Annotated in this window: 11 protein-coding genes; 4 read left to right on the forward strand and 7 right to left on the reverse strand. The window is 72.1% G+C overall.

The window, feature by feature from the left end:
- Positions 1-350 precede the first annotated feature (350 nt).
- Positions 351-1553, forward strand: a complete 1203-nt coding sequence (locus IE245_RS15795; protein WP_189947818.1) for a globin domain-containing protein — start codon at positions 351-353, stop codon at positions 1551-1553.
- A 152-nt stretch (positions 1554-1705) separates the two neighbouring features.
- Here IE245_RS15795 and pflA read toward each other — a convergent pair whose 3' ends face one another.
- The 4 genes from pflA to IE245_RS15815 all read right to left on the reverse strand — a co-directional run bounded on the left by pflA (position 1706) and on the right by IE245_RS15815 (position 8805).
- Positions 1706-2434: a pyruvate formate-lyase-activating protein gene (pflA, locus tag IE245_RS15800; RefSeq protein ID WP_189947819.1), complete on the reverse strand. Its 729-nt coding sequence runs from the start codon at positions 2432-2434 to the stop codon at positions 1706-1708.
- Entirely contained in the window at positions 2431-4689 is a 2259-nt protein-coding gene (gene pflB, locus IE245_RS15805; protein ID WP_189947821.1) for a formate C-acetyltransferase, read from the reverse strand. Before pflB ends, pflA begins: the two co-directional genes overlap by 4 nt.
- Positions 4690-5002: 313 nt before the next feature.
- Positions 5003-5872 (reverse strand): universal stress protein, encoded by an 870-nt coding sequence (locus IE245_RS15810; RefSeq protein ID WP_189947824.1) that lies wholly within the window; start codon positions 5870-5872, stop codon positions 5003-5005.
- A 527-nt stretch (positions 5873-6399) separates the two neighbouring features.
- Entirely contained in the window at positions 6400-8805 is a 2406-nt protein-coding gene (locus IE245_RS15815) for a phosphoketolase family protein (RefSeq protein ID WP_189947826.1), read from the reverse strand.
- Positions 8806-9246: 441 nt separating this feature from the next.
- Here IE245_RS15815 and IE245_RS15820 point away from each other — a divergent pair, with 441 nt between their 5' ends.
- Both IE245_RS15820 and IE245_RS15825 read left to right on the forward strand, forming a co-directional pair.
- The gene (locus IE245_RS15820) at positions 9247-10038 is read left to right on the forward strand and encodes a sigma 54 modulation/S30EA ribosomal C-terminal domain-containing protein (protein WP_030493118.1); all 792 of its coding nucleotides are present in this window, start codon (positions 9247-9249) and stop codon (positions 10036-10038) included.
- Positions 10039-10217: 179 nt separating this feature from the next.
- On the forward strand, positions 10218-11144 hold the full coding sequence (locus IE245_RS15825) for a universal stress protein (RefSeq protein ID WP_189947827.1): 927 nt from the start codon (positions 10218-10220) through the stop codon (positions 11142-11144).
- Positions 11145-11609: 465 nt separating this feature from the next.
- Here IE245_RS15825 and IE245_RS15830 read toward each other — a convergent pair whose 3' ends face one another.
- Complete coding sequence (locus tag IE245_RS15830; RefSeq protein ID WP_189947829.1) at positions 11610-11813, reverse strand: hypothetical protein; 204 nt, start codon at positions 11811-11813, stop codon at positions 11610-11612.
- Positions 11814-12084: 271 nt separating this feature from the next.
- Between IE245_RS15830 and IE245_RS15835 the strand changes: the two genes are divergently transcribed.
- Positions 12085-12780: a hypothetical protein gene (locus IE245_RS15835; protein ID WP_189947831.1), complete on the forward strand. Its 696-nt coding sequence runs from the start codon at positions 12085-12087 to the stop codon at positions 12778-12780.
- A 535-nt stretch (positions 12781-13315) separates the two neighbouring features.
- On the opposite strand, the gene IE245_RS15840 is transcribed toward IE245_RS15835, so the two are convergent.
- Both IE245_RS15840 and IE245_RS15845 read right to left on the reverse strand, forming a co-directional pair.
- Entirely contained in the window at positions 13316-16054 is a 2739-nt protein-coding gene (locus IE245_RS15840) for a cation-translocating P-type ATPase (protein ID WP_189947833.1), read from the reverse strand.
- A complete protein-coding gene (locus tag IE245_RS15845) occupies positions 16051-16956 on the reverse strand; it encodes a universal stress protein (protein ID WP_189947835.1) in 906 nt (301 codons plus the stop codon). The genes IE245_RS15840 and IE245_RS15845 overlap by 4 nt, the downstream gene beginning before the upstream one ends.
- Positions 16957-17228: the final 272 nt, after the last annotated feature.

Below are 17228 nucleotides of genomic sequence, written 5' to 3' on the forward strand. Positions count from 1 at the left end.
CGAGCCTCGCAGGAACCCGGCGGCCGGCGCTGGGGCCGATCGTCCCTGACGTGGGCCTCGATGGCCCTGCTGTGCTGCCCGCCAGGGCCTTGAGCCGGTCTCAGGTGGCAAAGAGCGCGGGAGGGAGTCGTGGGCGGCACGAGGTCCGCGGCGTGTGCGAGAGGCCCCGCTCCCGCTCCGGGCCACTGGTCCCGGGCTCTTGCTCCGCACCGGACCGTGAGGCCCTGAACCCGGGACCTTGGTCCCGCGTCCTGCGCACACAGGAGGTCGGGCGGTCTTCAGCCTGCTAAACCAGGAGGTGCCTGCCGCTGTGCAGTGCGAAACCCCTCCGCTTCCCCCTCAGGAGTGTCATGCTGTCTGCCGAGTCGGCCGCGCTGATCCGGGCCACCCTGCCTGCCGTCGGCGGGGCACTGGACGAGATAACCACCCGGTTCTACGCCACGATGTTCGCCGAGCACCCCGAGCTGCTGGACGGCATGTTCAACCGGGGCAACCAGGCCAGTGGCGCGCAGCGCCGGGCCCTTGCCGGGTCGATCGCCGCCTTCGCCGGTTCGCTCCTGGCGGAGCCCGGCACCCGCCCGGACGCCCTGCTCGCCCGCATCGCCCACAAGCACGTGGCCGTGGGCGTCACCGACGATCAGTACACCCTCGTGCACAAGTACCTGTTCGCCGCCATCACCGACGTCCTGGGCGAAGCGGTCACCCCGGACGTCGCGGCCGCCTGGGACGAGGTCTACTGGCTGATGGCCGGCGCCCTCATCGCGCAGGAAGCCCGCCTCTGCCTCGAAGCCCAGGTGCGACCCGGGCACCCCTGGCGACAGTGGACCGTCGTCGAACGTCGCGACGAGACCGCCGACACCGTCTCCTTCCTGCTGCGGCCCTCCGACGGTGCCCCGGCTCCTCGCGCCCGGGCCGGACAGTACGTCAGCGTGCGCGTGCGGATGCCCGACGGCGTGCACCAACTGCGCCAGTACAGCCTCTCCTCGGCACCCGGCGACCAGGTGCGCCGGATCACCGTCAAGCGCGTGCGCGGGAACGGCGCTCCCGAGGGCGAAGTGTCGAACCTGTTGCACCGCACTCTCGAGGCCGGCGACGAACTCACCCTCTCCGTCCCGTTCGGTGACGTGGTGCTGGACGAGACGGACGCGCCGTTGGCACTCGTCTCCGCGGGCATCGGCTGCACACCGATGGTGTCCATGCTGGAGCGCCTCACCGGCGAGACGTCCACCCGCTCCGTCACGGTCCTGCACGCCGACCGTTCGCCCGCCGACCACGCGCTGCGGGCCGACACCAAGCGGCTGGTCGACGCGTTGCCCGAGGCACGCGCCCAGTTCTGGTACGAGCGGGACGCGGCGGAGGAGCCCGGCTCCCGGACGGGGCTGATGGAGCTCGACGCGCTGGAACTTCCGGCCGACGCGAGCGTGTACCTGTGCGGCCCGCTCTCCTTCATGCGCGAGGTCAGGTCGCAGCTGCTGCGCGGCGGCATCCCCGCCCGCAACGTCCGCTACGAGGTCTTCGGCCCCGACCTGTGGCTGGCCGACGCCACCGCCTGACCGACCGCCCTGCCGTTCCAGGCCATCGCTTCGTGCGAGGACCAACCCCCTCGCACACCCCTACGGTGCCCGGCTTCCTGCTCCGCGGAAGCCGGGCACCGGTCTTTCCCGGTGCCGCACGGGGCACGCGCCGTTCGCCCCGCCCGGTTCGTTCATTGCGCCCGCAGGCCGTGCGCTCGGAACTGCTCACGCACGCGTTCGGCCAGCGCGGCGTCGGGAACGGGATGGTCACGGAGGGGGAAGGGGATGCCGAGCGCGTCGTACTTGGCGGCACCGAGCTTGTGGAAGGGAAGGACGTCGACGCGGTCGACGTTGTCCAGATCGGCGAGGAAGCGGGCGAGGCCGTCGACGGCCTCCTCGTCGTCGGTCCAGCCGGGGACGAGGACGTAGCGGATCCAGGCCCGGACGCCGAGACGGTTCAGACGGGTGGCGAAGCCGAGGGTGGGTGCGAGCCGGCCGCCGGTCAGGCGCCGGTGGACACCGGCGTCGAAGGACTTGATGTCGAGCAGGACGAGATCGGTGTCGGCCAGGAGCGCGTCGTCGGCCCGGGCGCCCAGGACACCGGAGGTGTCGAGGGCGGTGTGCAGGCCCAGCTCCTTGCACCGCCGCAGGACCTCGGCCGTGAAGGCGGACTGAAGCAGGGGCTCGCCTCCGGTGAGGGTCACTCCCCCGCCGGCCAGGCCGGTGAACCGCCGGTACCGCTCGATGCGGGCCAGCACGTCGTCCACGGTGGCCTGCTCCCCGTCGCGCATGTGCCAGGTGTCGGGGTTGGCGCAGTACAGACAGCGCAGCGGGCAGCCGCTGAGGAAGAGGACGAAACGGGTCCCGGGCCCGTCCACGCCGGTGGACAGGTCCCAGGAGTGGATGCGGCCGGTGGTCATCGCGCGCCGTGGAACGTGCGGCCGATGACGTCGAGTTGCTGTTCGCGGGTGAGCCGGACGAAGTGGACGGCGTATCCGGAGACGCGGATGGTCAGCTCCGGGTAGTCGTCCGGGTGTTCCATGGCGTCCTCCAGTGTGGCGCGGTCGAGGACGTTGACGTTCATGTGGAAGCCGCCTTCGGCGGTGTAGGCGTCGAGGATCCCGACGAGGTGTCCCGCGCGTTCGGCCGGATCGTGACCCAGCCCCTCCGGGGTGATGGTCGAGGTCAGGGAGATGCCGTCGCGGGCCTGGTCGTACGGGATCTTCGCGACCGACAGCGCCGAGGCCGCCATGCCGCGGTGGTCGCGGCCGTTCATCGGGTTGGCGCCCGGGGCGAACGGTGCTCCGGCGCGCCGCCCGTCGGGAGTGTTGCCCGTGTGCTTGCCGTACACGACGTTGGAGGTGATGGTGAGAACCGACTGCGTGTGTTCGGCACCCCGGTAGGTGGGGTGCCGGCGCACCTTGGCCATGAAGGAGCGGACCAGGTCGACGGCGATCCGGTCCGCCCGGTCGTCGTCGTTGCCGTAGGCCGGGTAGTCGCCCTCGACCCGGTAGTCGACGGCGAGCCCGGTGGCATCCCGGATGACCCGCACCCGGGCGTGTTTGATGGCCGAGAGGCTGTCGGCGGCCACGGAGAGACCCGCGATGCCGCACGCCATCGTCCGGTGGACCGGGTGGTCGTGCAGGGCCATCTCGATGCGCTCGTAGGCGTACTTGTCGTGCATGTAGTGGATCACGTTGAGCGCGTTGACGTAGGTCGCGGCGAGCCAGTCCAGCATGCGGTCGTACGCGCCGGCCACCTCGGCGTGGTCGAGGTACTCGCCGGTCAGCGGGGTGGTCGCGGGGGCGACCTGCTCACCGGTCATCTCGTCGCGGCCGCCGTTGATCGCGTACAGGAGGGCCTTGGCGAGGTTGACGCGGGCGCCGAAGAACTGCATCTGCCTGCCCACCGCCATCGCGGAGACGCAGCAGGCGATCGCCGAGTCGTCACCCGTGCGGGGGCGGAGCAGGTCGTCGGACTCGTACTGGATCGAGCTGGTGTCGATGGAGACCTGGGCGCAGAACCGCTTGAACCCCTCGGGCAGTCGACGGGACCAGAGCACGGTCAGGTTGGGCTCCGGGGCGGGTCCGAGGTTGTAGAGGGTCTGGAGGAAGCGGAAGGAGGTGCGCGTGACCAGAGGGCGGTCGTCCTCTCCGATGCCGCCGATGGACTCGGTGACCCAGGTGGGGTCGCCGGAGAACAGTGCGTCGTACTCCGGGGTGCGCAGGAACCGCACGATCCGCAGCTTGATCACGAAGTCGTCGACGAGCTCCTGGGCGCGACTCTCGTCGATGCGCCCCTCGTCGAGGTCGCGCTGGAGGTAGACGTCCAGGAAGGTGGAGGTGCGGCCGAGGGACATCGCCGCGCCGTTCTGCTCCTTCACCGCGGCCAGGAAGCCCAGGTACAGCCACTGGACGGCCTCCTGTGCGGTGGCCGCGGGACGGGAGACGTCGCAGCCGTAGGAGGCTGCCATGCGCTCCAGCTCGCCCAGCGCCCTGATCTGCTCGGCCAGTTCTTCCCGGTCGCGGATGACGTCGGCCGCGGACGGGATGTGGTCGAGGCGCGACCGCTCGGCGCGCTTGGCCTCGATCAGCCGGCTGGTCCCGTACAGCGCGACGCGGCGGTAGTCGCCGATGATCCGGCCCCGCCCGTACGCGTCGGGCAGGCCCGTGACGATGCCGGCCTTGCGGGCGCGCAGCATCTCGGGGGTGTAGGCGTCGAAGACGCCGTCGTTGTGGGTCTTGCGGTAGGTGCCGAAGACCGTGGTGACGAACGGGTCGGGCTCGAAGCCGTAGGCGCGCAATCCGTTCTCGACCATGCGCAGTCCGCCGTTGGGCATGATGGCCCGCTTCAGCGGGGCGTCGGTCTGCAGACCGACGATCAGCTCCCGGTCGCGGTCGATGTAGCCGGGCGCGTGGGACGTGATGGTGGAGGGCGTCGCCGTGTCGACGTCGAGGACGCCCTTGCGGCGTTCCTCGGGGAAGAGGGCGGCGACGGCTCTCCACACGGCGAGCGTCCGGTCCGTGGGACCGGCCAGGAACGCGGCACCGCCTTCGTAAGGGGCGTAGTTGTCCTGGATGAAGGAACGGACGTCGATCTCCCGCTGCCACTCCTCACCGGTGAAGCCGCGCCACGGCGTGCTGGTGTCGGCGGGGGGCTGGACGGTCACGGTCATGTCGTCATCTCCAAGGGACGGCGGCCTGCGAGGCGGGCGAGACGGCCCGGCCTCACCTTCGATGCTCGTCGTCCGCCTGCCACCGGCCGAGGGCCGCAAGGGCCGCGCGAAGCCGCTGACCGGCCTTGTCGTTCCGGGTGGGCGGGGCCCGGTGGTCCCGGCGGCACGAGGGACCTTGCGCCCTCCCTCGCGGGCCGCGCGGAGCCGTCGCGGAGAGAGGGGAGGCAGCCGCCGGGCGGCACGGCTGCCCGAGCCGTCCGGGGCCGGTGCCGGACGGGCGGTGTCGGTGCGCCGCTCCGGAGGTCGGGTCCGTTCAGTCGTGGGGGACGACCGCGACCGGCGCCGGGCAGTGGTGCAGGACCGCGTGGGTGACGGCCCCGATGCGGGTGCCGATCCGTGCCCGGCGGGCCTTGCGGCCGACGACGACGAGCCGGGCGTCGTGCGACAGCTCCGTCAGGTCCTGCGCCGGCCGGCCCTGGCGGCAGTCGCGCACCACCGGCACGTCCGGGAACTTCTCGGTCCAGGGGGCCAGTGCCTCGTCGAGCGCCCGCCGCGTGTCTTCGGCGACCTCCGTCAGGAGCAGCGGCAGTGCGTCGAGCATGTCGGGTCCGTAGAGCGCCGGTACGGCCCACCGGTGCACCACGCGCAGCCCGCAGCCGTACCGGTCCGCGGCGGCGAAGGCGAAGGCGAGCGGCTCGTCGCAGGCGGCGGACACGTCCAGACCCACGACCACCTCCCCCGTGCGCTCCTCATCGGGCCCCAGGGGGTCGTGCGGGCGGATGAGGACGACCGGGCGCCGCGTGCGGGCGAGCACCGCCAGGGAGACCGACCCGGCGAGGAATCCGGCCAGGCCACCCAGACCACGGGAGCCGAGCACCAGCAGTTCCGCTTCCTCGGCGGCACCGCACAGCTCCTCCACGGGGTCGCCGGCCACCCACGCCGTCTCGACGTCCAGGCCCGGGTGGCGGCGCCGCAGCCGCCTTTCGGCGATGGCGAGCGTGCGCTCGCCCCATCCGCGTGCGGTCGCGGGATCGACCACTCGGGTACGGGGATCCTCGTCGACGTTCCAGACGCGGAGCAGCCGCAGCGGCACGGCACGTCGCGATGCCTCCTGGGCGGCCCACTGCGTGGCGGCGAGGCTCTCCGGGGATCCGTCGAGGCCGGCGGTGACGGTGCGGGACATGGGGACTCCGTGGGTCTGGCGGCCGGGCGGGCCGGACGCGGCGTGCGCGGGGTGACTTCAGAGGCCCGGTGATCGCCGTCCGGCACTCCGGGGCGGTGCTGGGCGGGCCTGCCCCTCCACGGTGATCGGCCGGAGCGGTGCGCGCAGGGGGCCGGAGGTCCCTGCTGGGGGCCGGGAGGCCTCACGCCGCACGCCCCGGGTGGACGGCCACGGCGGTGTGACCCGAACGGCCGGGAGACAGGGCCGATGGACCCTCGGCGGACCACCGCCTCCCCGTGGAGGCCGAGAGCGGGGGCGGAAGCTCCTCAGTCGGATGGAGACGGGAACCGTGGCGCGGCACCGGACCGTGGGCGAAGGGATGACGAACGAAGTGGTCCGGGCCCGCTCCGGCACTTCCTTCGAGCCGGCCCGCCCGCTTGCTTCCCGGCGGCTCCCGCCCTTGGTGGTTCCCGGGTCGGCTGAAGCCGCGCAGGGGTGTCGCGGCTGCCTGCCGAGGCGTTCGGCGTCACACGATGCGGACGGTGGGATCATGCCGACTGCCGGCCGTCGCTCCAGCTCCAGCTCCAGTCGGCGACCTCGGGCAGGTCGGCGCCGTGTTCGCGGATGAAGGCGTGGTGGCGGGTGCGGGCGTCGGCCATGGCCTGGCGCACGCCCACGGCTCGCACGGCAAGGCCGGGCACGCGGTCGATCACGTCCATGACGAGGCGGTAGCGGTCGAGGTCGTTGCGCACGACCATGTCGAAGGGGGTCGTGGTGGTGCCCACCTCCTTGTAGCCGCGCACGTGCAGGTTCGGGTGGCCGGTGCGGCGGTAGGCGAGACGGTGCACGAGCCAGGGGTAACCGTGGTAAGCGAAGATCACCGGCTTGTCCCGGGTGAACAAGGCGTCGTATTCCGGGTCGGTCATGCCGTGCGGGTGTTCGTCGTGGGGCATGAGCCGGGTCATGTCGACGACGTTGACCACCCGTACGACGAGCTGGGGGAGATGGCGCCGCAGGAGGCCGGCCGCCGCGAGGATCTCCTGGGTGGGGACGTCACCGGCGCAGGCCAGGACGACGTCCGGGTCACGGGTCCCGTCCTCGGTACCCGCCCATTCCCACACGCCGGCGCCGCGGGCGCAGTGGGCGCGGGCGTCGTCGAGGGAGAGCCAGTCGAAGCAGGGCTGTTTGCCGGCGACGATCACGTTGACCTGGTCGCGGCTGCGGAGCGCGTGGTCGGCGACGGTCAGCAGGGTGTTGGCGTCCGGCGGCAGGTAGACGCGGACGACCTCGGGGCTCTTGTTGAGGACGTGGTCGACGAACCCGGGGTCCTGGTGGGAGAAGCCGTTGTGGTCCTGGCGCCACACGTGGGAGGTGAGCAGGTAGTTGAGTGAGGCGACAGGGGCGCGCCAGTGCAGGGCTCGCGAGGTCTTGAGCCACTTGATGTGCTGGTTGACCATGGAGTCGACGATGTGGACGAAGGCTTCGTAGCAGGAGAACAGGCCGTGTCGGCCGGTCAGCAGGTAGCCCTCCAGCCAGCCCTGGCAGGTGTGTTCGGAGAGGATCTCCATGACCCGGCCGTGCCGGTCGAGGTGTTCGTCGGTGGCCAGGAGCGGTTCCTGCCAGGCCTTGCCGCTCGCTCCGTACACGGCCTGGAGACGGTTGGAGGCGGTCTCGTCGGGGCCGACGAGCCGGAAGTCGCGGCGCTCGCCGGTGGCGGCCATGACGCCCTCCAGCAGGTCTCCGAGTACCCCGGTCGGCTCGTGGCGGGTCTGGCCGGGCCGGTCCACGGGGACGGCGAAGCGTGCGAGCGGAGGCAGGGGCAGGTCCCGCAGGAGCAGGCCGCCGTTGGCATGCCGGGTCGCACCCAGCCTCCGCTCGCCCTCCGGCACGCATTCCAGCACCTGGGGGCTCGGCCGGCCGGCGTCGTCGAAGAGCTCCTCGGGCCGGTACGAGCGCAGCCACGCTTCCAGTCGGGCCCGGTGGCCGTCGTCGTCGCGGACGCCCGTCAGGGGCACCTGGTGGGCACGCCAGGTGCCCTCGACGGGGACACCGTCGACCGTGGCGGGTCCGGTCCAGCCCTTCGGCGTGCGCAGGACGATCACCGGCCAGCGCGGCCGCCCGACGGGGGCGCCGGTCCGGGCTTGCCGCTGGATGTGCCGGATGTGGTCGAGGGCCGTGTCCATGGCCGCCGCCAGGGCCCGGTGGACCTGGTGGGGGTCGTCTCCGGTGACGTGCAGGGGCTCGTGGCCGTAGCCGCGCAGCAACTGGTCGAGTTCCGCCTCCGGCAGCCGTGCGAGCACGGTGGGATTCGCGATCTTGTACCCGTTGAGGTGGAGGACGGGCAGGACCGCTCCGTCGTGGACGGGGTCGAGGAACTTGTTGGAGTGCCAGGAGGCGGCGAGCGGTCCCGTCTCCGCCTCACCGTCGCCGATGACGCACGCCACCAGCAGGTCGGGATTGTCCAGGGCGGCGCCGTAGGCGTGTGCCAGGGAGTAGCCCAGTTCGCCGCCCTCGTGGATCGAGCCGGGGGTCTCGGGCGCCACGTGGCTCGGCACCCCGCCGGGGAAGGAGAACTGCCGGAACAGCCGGGCCATGCCGTGCTCGTCGCGGCTCACGTCGGGGTAGGTCTCGCTGTAGCTGCCTTCCAGCCAGGAGTTGGCGAGGACGGCCGGCCCGCCGTGTCCGGGCCCCCAGACGCACAGCACGTCGATGCCGTACCGCTTGATGACGCGGTTGAGGTGGGTGTGGACGAGGTTGAGGCCCGGGGAGGTGCCCCAGTGTCCGAGCAGCCGCGGCTTGATGTGCGCCGGTTCCAGCGGCTTCCTCAGCAGCGGGTTGTCCATCAGGTAGATCTGGCCGGCCGACAGGTAGTTGGCGGCCCTCCAGTGCGCGTCGAGCGCACCGAGTTCCTCGTCGGTCAGCGGTACGCCTTCAGAGCGCTCGTCCTCACGCATGTTTTCTCCGTCGTGTGTGGTCGCGGGCGGCAAGCGGGGCGCCGGGCCTGCGGGGCCGAAGCGTGCGACGTCTCGCGTCGCGGGAACGCGAACCGCCTCGGGCCGCCCGGAGGCGCCGCCCCTCGCGATTCCACGGCTCCTGAGCCGCATGGCCGCAAGTGCACCCGCCCACCACGACGCTGACACAGCGAAAGCGTCGCGGTAAGGGCCGGATGGGCTACTTCGGCAGCCTCCTTGCGCTGTCCCGGCTGACCACGGCCACGTGCTTGTTCCTGGCTCCAACCCTTGCCTGGCCCTGGGCCGAACGGCCCTTTGCGGATGTCCGCACGTCCCGGATGGAGGGGCGGCGAGGGGACCGGTCGCCCCGCGGCGACGACCCCGTCGGCTCTGCCGGGAACAGTCGGCACCGGACAGGCTGAGAGCGATCAAGGAGGAGTTCCCATGAGCCGTCTCAAGACCAGCCAGGCAGTCGACGTCCAGGTCCGCAGCCGAGGACAGGTGCCCCAAGGCGCGGCCGCCTACGCACGGGAGAAGGTGCTCGCGACCCTCGACCACGTGAGCGAGCCGGTACTGGCCGCCCAGGTGAAGCTCACCCAGGCGGTCCGTTGCTCGGCGGCCCGCCCCGCCATCGCCCAGGCCGTGGTCGATGTGAGCGGTCGGCCGGTACGTGCCCACGTCGCCGCGAGCACCATGTTCGAAGCGGTCGACCTCCTGCAGGAGCGTCTGACCGCGCGGCTGGCCAGGGCACGGCGGCACGGGCCGCGCGGGCTCTCCGACACCGCCCAGGAGGCGTGGTGGGACAGCGCGGGCCACGAGCACCGTCCGCACCGTCAGCACCTGCCTGCCGAGGAGCGCCGCGTCGAGCGGTACAAGTCGTTCAGCCGGACCCGGCAGACGCCCGAGGACGCCGTGATCGACCTGGAGGCCATGGACTACGACTTCTGGGTCTTCACGGACCTGGTCTCCGGGTACGACAGCGTGGTCTACCGCGACGTCCGTACCGGCCGCCACCGCCTGGCATCGCTGGGGCCCGTGGGCCAGGAGCGCGAGGCCGAAGGGCTGCTGGGCGTGAGCACGGTCCCGGTGCCTGCGAGCACGGTGCCCGAGGCCGTTCAGCGGCTGCACCTCACCGGACTGCCGTTCGTCTTCTTCGCCGACACGGCCACCGGTCGGGGCAGCGTGCTCTACCACCGCTACGACGGCCACTACGGGTTGATCGCCCCCGCCCGGTAAAGATCGTCCTCCGGCCGGAAGCGCCCCGCTTCCGGCCCGCCCCTCGCCTCCCGTCACCGGCCGTCGTGGGCGGCGGGCCCGTTCTCCGCCGACACGTGCCGCGCCTCTGCGAGGGGCCCGGCCTTCGCCTGGTCCGCGGATGCTTCCCGATCGAAACGCCCCCTCACACGGAGGATTCCATGTCACAACGTCCGGTCATCGCCGCTGTGGACGGCTCGATGGAGTCGCAGGCAGCCGCGCACTGGGCTGCCCGAGAGGCGCTGCTGCGGGATCTGCCCCTGCACATCGTCCATGCCTGGCAGGACTGGTCACCGGGGTTCACCCACGTCCCGTTCACGGGTGCGGACAGCGCCTCCGGCGAAACGACCGTCACCCGGCACTGGGCCGAGCGCATCCCGCGTGAGACGGCCGAGCGGGTGCGGGAGAGTCATCCCGGTCTGCGCGTCAGCGTCGAGCAGATCCTCGGCCGTCCCGTCGAGGTGCTGCTCGCCGCGACGAACAAGGCGGAGGTCCTGGTTCTGGGCTCGCGGGGACTGGGAGCCCTGGGTGGCCTTCTGGCCGGATCGGTGTCCTTGCCCGTCATCGCGCACGCCGAGTGCCCGGTCGTCGTCGTGCGGGCCGGCGAGCAGGCCGAGGACGAGAAGCAGCCCCAGGGCGGCCCGACCGGCCGGGCACGGTACCTCGACGTGGTGCTGGGGCTCGACCTCACCCGGCCGTGCGACGAGCTGATCGAGTTCGCCTTCTCCGCCGCCGCCGCACGCGGGGCCGCCCTGAAGGTCGTCCACGGGTGGGGCGTACCGATCGTGTTCGGACACGACCCCGAAGCCGTCGATCCCGGACATGGCGTCGCGATGGGACTGCGTGAGGCAAGCGTGCTCACCGACGCGCTGCGGCCGTGGCGGGGCAAGTTCCCGGAGGTCGACGTCAAGGAGCAGTGTGTGGTGGGCGGGGCGGCCGACCACCTCGTGGACGCCTCGAAGGACGCCTCGCTGCTGGTCGTGGGACGGCGTGTGCGCCACTCGGCGATCGGCCCGCGCATCGGCCCGGTCACGCACGCGGTGCTGCACCGTGCTGCGGCGCCTGTGGCGGTGGTGCGGCATCCCTGACCGTCACTCGCGGTCGGCATGAGCTCGCCGGAGTCTGCCGGGGCCCGGTGTGGCCGCTTCCCCTGAAGGGAAGCGGCCACACCGGGCCCCGGTCGTTGCGAGGGTGCGGTATCGCGGTGGCCGAGGGCGAAGCGCTGGGGTCGACGCCTTCGGACCGGTCCTGCGCTGGACCGCTCGTCAGGTCCGGGCAGGACGCCCACCGACGACACCGGCGTCTCCCAGGCCGCGGGTACCGCCCAGGTGCGGACCATGCGCAACGCGCTCCACCCCGTCGCAGGAACGAGAACGCCGGCCCCGCCGGGCCCACCGCGGCCGACCAGAACGGCATCACGACGACGACAGCCCTGACGCTGGGACTGTCACCGCCCCGGTCCCGCCGTGGGACGTCGGAGCAAGTTCACCTGCCGTCAGGCGCCATGGGGCCCACCACGGGGACAAGGATGGTGCCGGTGTGGCCCCGCGGACTCACGGCGTCTTCCCGGAACGGGAGTCATGGCCGTACATGTGCGTGACGGCGACCAGGGCGAGGCTTCCGACCGCCATCATGATCAGTCCCGCCAGGGGCCGGTCAGCGCCCTCCCCCTGCCAGTCGACGGCGAACACGAGTATCGCGCCGAGCCCTATCGACGCGATGGTTCCGACGGCCAGCAGTCCGGGCTCGGGGCCCACCTCCTTCGAAGTGCCGCGGAAGCAGCGCGCATGACGTGCTCCCGGCCTCCGGACACGGCGATCCACGACGCGGCACTCGCCGGGTTCCGCGACCGGCTCGTCCTCCAACTGGTCGGCGTACGTAGTGGCTGTACGCGTTTCGGGTGACGCCGCCCCTACCGCGCTCTGCCATCGTCTTCCCGATATGCCCCAGGTGCCGACGTGCCCGGGCACTGGTACCGGAGGAGTGGAAATGAGAGTGGACGGACTGCGACGGGTTCAGGCTGTCGCGGTGACGCTTGCCGCGGTGGCCCTGCTGGCCGGCTGCGGAAACGGCGACGAAGGGCCGGAAGACGGCAGAAGCGGCGCCGTGACCGAGGACTCGGCAGAGGGGACGGCCGCGGGAAGGACGAACGGAGGACCGCTGGACGCCGCCGGCCTGGAGAGCGCGGCGGTCACCGAAGCGGACCTGCCCGAATACACCTTCACCGTCTTCAAGCAGGGCACCGTCCTCGGCAGCAAGGGGAAGCCGGCCGAACCGGCGGCCTGCCAGCCCGTGGAGGACATCCGGTTGCGCTCCCCCGAACCGGCACCGACCGCGGCGGCGGCCCGCTCCGTCCACCCGAAGAAGGACACGAAGGCCACCGACATCACGCTCTACGCCTACGCCGAGGCGGCCGACGCGGAGGAACTCCTCGCCCGCGTCCGTGACGCGGCGAAGAGCTGCACCGGGTACGAGAACGACATGGGCCTCAACCCGACCGTCACGGGACTCCCCGTCCCCGACCCGGATCCTGCCGACGAAGCGCTGGCCTTCAAAAGGGAGTTGTCGGGAACAGCGCACTGGTACCGGGTGGTCCGCAGCGGCTCCAACGTGGCCGTCTTCAGCTGGCAGGGCCTGGTCGCGCACAAGAACGCGGGCGAGGCCCCGGACGAGGTGATCACCGCCCAACTCAAGAAGCTGACGGAGACAGCGGGCACGGGCTGAGTTTCTTCTTCGGTCAGAAGAGCCCGGAGTACGGCCTTTCTGCGATGTGCCGGATGACCGCGCCCGGCACGGGCCTTCAGCTTGGGCCCTTTGCCACTGCGGCGTCGAAGGCGGGGAGTGCGGTGCAGATTTGCGCGAGGCGCATCCTGTATCCCTTCCAGAACGCGTCATCGCCTCCGCGCGTCACGGTCGTGGCGGGAGGAGGCCGGACGTCGGCCGGGCGGGACCATCGGCGCCACGGGAGCGATCCGTGCGCGGGTGGCAAGTGTGGTGCTTCCACGTCCCTCAGCGGCAGATCGAGCGCGGCTCCTTGGACGAGCTGATCACCGACTTCGTCGAGCCCAACGGCCCCGCCACCCCGGAGGAGGGGCCGCCAAGCGCGCCGAACTCACCGGCGGCCCCTCCTCCGGTGGTCGCCTCGGTCGCCGTCCTCGCCGGGGTGATCCGCCCAAGTAGCGACGACATCCTCAAGGGATGGCCGTCCCGGCTGCGCGTCGAGCCGGTGATCCACGCCCTCGCCCATCCCGTCCGGTCTTCACCCGTCTCCAAGCGTCCGTTCCCGTACTGCTCGACGGCGGCCCGACCGCACCTGTGCGGCACGCCGGCAGTGCTCGGTCAGCAGCACGGTGGAGGCGGTGGCGAGGCAGATCGCCCACTGGACCGGGCTGAGGGGGACTGTGCCGAAGACGCCTTGGGCGACGGGCAGCTGTACGGCGATGATCTGGAGGGTGAGTACAGCGGCCAGGCACGTCCACAGGGTGCGGTTGTGGAACTGATGGCGTGCCAGGACGGGGCCCCCGTCGTTGCGCGAGGCCAGGGCGTTGCAGAGCTGGAAGAGGACGAACGTGGTGAAGGCCATGGTGGCGGCCGTCGCGGCGTCGGTGAGATGGCGGGCTCCGGCGAAGACCGCCAGGGTGCCGGCGGCCATGACGGCGCCTGATCGGGAGATGGCGGCCAGGCGGCGGGCGTCCAGGATCCGCTCTTGGGGTGGCCGGGGCGGGCGCCGCATGACGTCGTCCCGCGGAGGATCGACGGCCAGGGCCATGGCCGGCGGCCCGTCCATGATGATGTTGACCCACAGCAGCTGGATGGCGGACAGGGGCGCGGGAAGCCCGGCCAGCACAGTGGCGAGCAACGTGAAGATGGCGCCGATGTTGGTGGACAGCTGGAAGCGGACGAAGGTGACGATGTTGTCGTAGATGGTCCTGCCTTCGCGGACCGCGCGGACGACGGTGGAGAAGTCGTCGTCGGTGAGCACCATGTCCGCGGCCTCTTTGGCCACGTCCGTACCGGTGACGCCCATCGCGACGCCGATGTGGGCGGAGCGAAGGGCCGCCGCGTCGTTGACGCCGTCTCCGGTCATGGCCACGATGTGACCGCGCCGGGCCAGGGCTCGGACGATGGTCACCTTGTGCTCAGGGGCGACGCGGGCGAACACGCCGATGTCCCCGATGCGGTCCGTGAGCTCTTGGTCGCTCATCCGGGCGAGTTCGGTCCCGGAGACGATGTCTCCCGTGATGCCGAGTTCGCGGGCGATGGCGGTCGCGGTGTCGGCATGGTCCCCGGTGACCATCTTGACCGTCACACCGGCCGCCTGCGCCAGGGCGACCGCGTCACGGGCCTGGGGACGGGGCGGATCGGAGATCCCGGCGATGGCGGTGAAGGTCAGCCCTGTCACGTCTCTCCGGTGGGGCTGGTCGACGGTGGCGGTGGCGGCACCGAGGACACGCAGGCCCTGGCTGCCCAACCGCCGCGCGACATCGGTGACCTCCCGGCGGCGATCCGCGTCGAGGGGCATCGGCCCTTGCGCGGTCAGGACGTGGGCGCAGCGGTCCAACAGGACGTCGACGGCTCCTTTGGCGTGGACGCGGACGCGGTCATCGGCGTCAGCGTGGAAAGTGGCCATGTATTTGGCAGCCGGGTCGAAGGGCACCTCGTCCGTACGCGTCATGTGTGTGCGCGGGTCGGCGTCGAGGCCTGCTTTGGCCGCGAGGACCATCAGGGCGGCTTCGGTGGGGTCCCCGATGATTCCGTCCGGGGTGAGGCGGGCGTCGTTGCAGAGCGCGAACGGCAACAGCGCGTCGTGCAGGTCCACTCCGCCCTCACCGTCGGCCAGGAGCACGGTGCCGGTGGTGTCGTAGCCTTCGCCTGCCACGCTGTAGGTGCTTCCGGCGGCCCACAGGACCCGGGTGGTCATCTCGTTCAGGGTCAAGGTGCCGGTCTTGTCGCTGCACACCACGGTCGCGGATCCGAGCGCTTCGACGGAGGCCAGGCGCTTGACGACGGCACCGCGACGGGCCATGCGGTGGACGCCCAGGGCCAGGGTGAGCGCGAGAACGGCGGGCAGCCCCTCGGGGATCGCGGCGACAGCCAGAGCCACCGCCCGGAGGGCGAGGTCGGCCGGTTCTTCGCCTCGTAGGAGGGCCACGAGCGCGTAGGCGGCCACGGCGATGCCGCTGACCACTGCGAGGCGTCGGCCCAGGCTGTCCATCTGGACCTGAAGCGGGCTGGGTGGTTCCGCGTCGGTGCGCAGCGCCTCCGCGATCGCGCCGACCTCGGTACGCATGCCGGTGGCCGTGACGATCATCTCGGCACGACCGCGGGTCAGAGCGGTGTTCATGAAGAGCATGCCGGTGCGCTCGGCCACGGGCACGTGTTCCTGGCCGTCGGCCGCGGTGGGCGCGGTCGTCTTGGCGACGGGGCGTGACTCGCCGGTCAGAGCGGCCTCGGCCGCCTCGACCGACTCGGCGACGATCAGGCGTCCGTCGGCCGGGACGCGGTCTCCGCCTTCCAGGAGGACGATGTCGCCGGGCACCAGGGAGCCCGCCGGGATCACCTGGACCCGACCGTCGCGGCGCACCCGGGCCGTGGGGACGAGCATCCGGCGCAGCGCTTCGAGGCTGCGCTCGGCACGGTTTTCCTGCAGGTATCCGATGGTGGCGTTGATGAGCAGAACGGCGGTGATGACAAGGGCGTCCGTGACGTCGCCGACGACTCCGGCGATGACGGCGGCAGCGAGCAGGATGCCGATCAGCCAGCTGCGGAACTGGTCCAGCAGACGCAGCCACCGCGGCCGGCGGACCGGTTCGGCCAGTTCGTTGGCTCCCCAGACGGCCGCCCGCCGTTCGGCGTCCGCCGTGGTCAAGCCGAGGTCCGGAACCACCGCGAGCGAGCCCGCGACGTCGTCGACGCCGCGTCGGTGGGCATCCGGCTGCGGGGACGCCGGTACGTGCGGGGCGCTGTTCCCGGTCCTGGTCTGCTGAGGCGTGGTCATCGCCGGCCTCGGACCACGGCGACGGGACAGTGGGCGTGATGCAGCAGGGCCTGGCTGACCGAGCCGAGCAGCAGCCCGGCGAAACCGCCGCGCCCCCGGGCGCCGACCACCATCAGCCGGGCGGACCGGCTCGCGTCGATCAACGCCTCCCGGGTGCGACCGTGCACCACCCTGTACTCCACCACCACCCCCGGATACCGTGCGCGGTAGCCCGCGAGCGCCTCGGACAGCAGGGCCTCCTCCGCCTCGGACAGAGCGCCCGGCGGATTGGCGTACGGAGCCGATGCGTCCTGCGGAGGGGGCATCGGCGCGTTCCACGTCGTCCAGGCGTGGAGCGCCACCAGGGGCGCCCTCCGCCGCTCTGCCGTCGCGAAGGCGAAGTCGACCGCCGCTGCGCCCGCGGCCGAACCGTCGACGCCCAGCACGACCGGGCCGTCCACGCGCGGCTGCCCGCGGACCACCAGCACCGGGCACCGCCCGTGCGCCACCAGGTGCACCGCCGTCGACCCGGTCGGCAGTCCGACGAACCCGCCCGTCCCCCGGGGACCCACCACGACCAGCTCGGCGGCGCGGGACTGTGCCTCCAGGACCGTCACGGGGTCACCGGGCAGCACGGCATGGCTGACCTCGACTTCCGGTGCCGCCGCCCGCGCCCGCCCGACCGCGTCGGCCACCAGCCCCCCGGCCATCTCCCGGAGCACGTCCTCCGAGACCAACGACGGCGGCCCCGACAACGACGGGCCAACCAGTGAAGAGCGCGGAAGCGCATACGGCACCGGCCAGGCGAACGCGTGCACCACCCGCAGCGCCGCCCCACGCGCCCGTGCCTCCCGGGCCGCCGTCTCCACCGCGACGGAACTCGATTCCGACCCGTCCACACCCACGACCACCAGACCGCTCATGACGCCTCCTCTGACCGGACTCCGGCTCTCGTCTCCCAGCCCACCCCGGACGCGACCCCCCGGCCATGGGGCGTACGGACCACTTCCAGGGCCGACCGTCCCGAAGCCGTCGTCGGGAACGGCCCTGCCGACGCCCCGACCGGAGCAAGTCGTCACCTGAAGGACCGTCCGGCCTTCCGCGTGGGGCCGCTCAGCCCTGTCGGCCCGTGCGCGACGACAGGAAGAGTCCCCGGTGGGCCTTCCCGGCCGGGACCGGCGCTTGAGCTGCCGTC

Source organism: Streptomyces roseolus (assembly GCF_014649855.1).
Lineage (GTDB): Bacteria > Actinomycetota > Actinomycetes > Streptomycetales > Streptomycetaceae > Streptomyces > Streptomyces roseolus.

Bases quoted from the DNA above. Each gene is read 5' to 3' on its own strand.
- IE245_RS15795 (WP_189947818.1), top strand. From the start codon at position 351: ATGCTGTCTGCCGAGTCGGCCGCGCTGATCCGGGCCACCCTGCCTGCC.
- pflA (WP_189947819.1), bottom strand. From the start codon at position 2,434: ATGACCACCGGCCGCATCCACTCCTGGGACCTGTCCACCGGCGTGGAC.
- pflB (WP_189947821.1), bottom strand. From the start codon at position 4,689: ATGACCGTGACCGTCCAGCCCCCCGCCGACACCAGCACGCCGTGGCGC.
- IE245_RS15810 (WP_189947824.1), bottom strand. From the start codon at position 5,872: ATGTCCCGCACCGTCACCGCCGGCCTCGACGGATCCCCGGAGAGCCTC.
- IE245_RS15815 (WP_189947826.1), bottom strand. From the start codon at position 8,805: ATGCGTGAGGACGAGCGCTCTGAAGGCGTACCGCTGACCGACGAGGAA.
- IE245_RS15820 (WP_030493118.1), top strand. From the start codon at position 9,247: ATGAGCCGTCTCAAGACCAGCCAGGCAGTCGACGTCCAGGTCCGCAGC.
- IE245_RS15825 (WP_189947827.1), top strand. From the start codon at position 10,218: ATGTCACAACGTCCGGTCATCGCCGCTGTGGACGGCTCGATGGAGTCG.
- IE245_RS15840 (WP_189947833.1), bottom strand. From the start codon at position 16,054: ATGACCACGCCTCAGCAGACCAGGACCGGGAACAGCGCCCCGCACGTA.
- IE245_RS15845 (WP_189947835.1), bottom strand. From the start codon at position 16,956: ATGAGCGGTCTGGTGGTCGTGGGTGTGGACGGGTCGGAATCGAGTTCC.